The organism is Candidatus Protochlamydia sp. R18, from assembly GCF_000648255.1.
GTDB lineage: Bacteria > Chlamydiota > Chlamydiia > Chlamydiales > Parachlamydiaceae > Protochlamydia > Protochlamydia amoebophila.
In genome coordinates, this window is record NZ_BASL01000665.1 from 1 (window position 1) to 1830 (window position 1830).

Annotated in this window: 2 protein-coding genes; both read right to left on the reverse strand. The window is 30.5% G+C overall.

Annotated features, from left to right (window positions below):
- Positions 1-463 precede the first annotated feature (463 nt).
- On the reverse strand, positions 464-820 hold the full coding sequence (locus tag TY19_RS04570) for a hypothetical protein (RefSeq protein WP_042280577.1): 357 nt from the start codon (positions 818-820) through the stop codon (positions 464-466).
- Complete coding sequence (locus TY19_RS04575) at positions 807-1634, reverse strand: hypothetical protein (protein WP_042280578.1); 828 nt, start codon at positions 1632-1634, stop codon at positions 807-809. Before TY19_RS04575 ends, TY19_RS04570 begins: the two co-directional genes overlap by 14 nt.
- Positions 1635-1830: the final 196 nt, after the last annotated feature.

The window sequence follows — 1830 nt, forward strand, 5'->3', positions numbered from 1 at the left end:
TTTGCTCAATATATCCAAGATCCTTCTAGTTTTGTTAGAGTTGTTGCGATGAAAAAAGGCATTACCGACGAAGAAAAGCAAAGCTTAACAGACGCTATCGTTAAACGAAACGGAACATTAAAAGTTCAATACGTTTAGCAAATACCTACTATGTTTATCGATCAACTAGATCAGCTAGTTGGTCGATTGCCTTTTCAATTTTGTGCGTGTCAATTCCTTCCTTAAATTGATTATCTTGCCACAAATTCCCAAACCATTCTTTCTACTTTATTAGGTTCATACAAGAAGTCATGATCAGTTAAAACAAAACCTTAAAGAGCATCTGTAGTTTGAAGATGTTTGCTGAAAAGAAAAAGGATGCTTATAAGATTTAAGGGTTATTTTTATAAGCATCAAAAAAATGATTTTTAGCACCATTAATTTTTTAACCTTTTCTCCACCAAAATAGAATAGGTACCATTATTTAGCATGTTAAAATACTGCTCGGAGAAATATTTTGCTTGTTTGAGCTATCATAATTAATAATAACATTAAATAGTTGAAAATGAAGATGGAGGTCAAAACCTAGTAATTTAGCTTTTATTGAAATAAGCCCATTTGCTAACAAACAGGCGTAATGACTAATACATTCAAATATTTGAAATAAGGTTTTGAAGATAGCTTGGATAACTGAAGTTATTTTTAATAAAAGGCGATCTTTTTGAGAGACTTTCACGATTACATGTTGAGGATTTTCATTAAAATCCACAAATTCTAATAATTCTTGTGGTAAAATTTTTGGATAATAAATATCAGAATTACCCAAATTAATGCTGTTCATACAATTCTATCCTCTTTTTATGAATTTGAAAAAAATTGGATGTATCAAAACATTCATCAATTATATCTCTTTGGAGTTTAGCAACAAAATGTTGATGAAGTAAATGCTTGATATCTTTTATCGCACGGTGATGAACTCTCACAAAAACTTCAGCCGGCACCATTATTTTTGTGGACTGTTCAAAATCAATAATAGACCAGGAATCAAGTGGTAATTTAAGGTACGCTACTTTTTGAGCAATTAAACGAAAATTTTCCAATTTTGCTGCGGGAAATTGATCAATTAAGTAAGCAGCATATTCACTAGGTGGAGCAAGTAAATCTGGTTCAATGATTTTTGTTATATGTACAAATTCATGGTCGCAGAAACAATCTAATATAAAAGTTGGGATAAAACTAATTGCTTCTCGAGCAATGCCATTGACCAATGATTTCAAGCAAGCTTGATATTCTTGAATGGCTTTATCAGCAATGCACTTAGCTTTGTCAAGTTGTATTGATAAGGCAGTGGAATCGTTGAAATCAGAAAGGTCTTTTATTTGGTAAAAATAAAATTTGTAAAAACTAAAATTAAAAAAGGCAAAAATTTGAACTTCCATATCGCTTAAAAAATTCGTCTTAGAATAGGAAGAAGGTGAGGCAATATTATCAAAAAACCTTTTTGCAGCAACATCAAAAACATTAGGGGGAGAGGAAGAAAGGCCCGTTGCACTGTCGACTTGGGCATCTTTTTGAAATTGATTCCAAGAATTCAAAATGTTAAAAGAGTTAATAATCACCTCACAGGGATTGTCAATGCTAAGATTAATTGTCATAATTTCCTCCAATTTATCCTATATATTTCAGTTAAAACTTCAACATATTTTTTTAATTTTTTCATGTTGTTTTTTAAAGCTAGACATTCGGTTTTTAAACGCAACAATCAGCTGATTTATAAACATTTTACTTTTTGTTGCAGTAAAGCTAGATCTCGTACAAAACACATTAAAACAATCAAATATTTTTTAATAA

Coding starts and splice junctions, on each gene's coding strand:
- TY19_RS04575 (WP_042280578.1), bottom strand. CDS start 1,634: ATGACAATTAATCTTAGCATTGACAATCCCTGTGAGGTGATTATTAAC.
- TY19_RS04570 (WP_042280577.1), bottom strand. CDS start 820: ATGAACAGCATTAATTTGGGTAATTCTGATATTTATTATCCAAAAATT.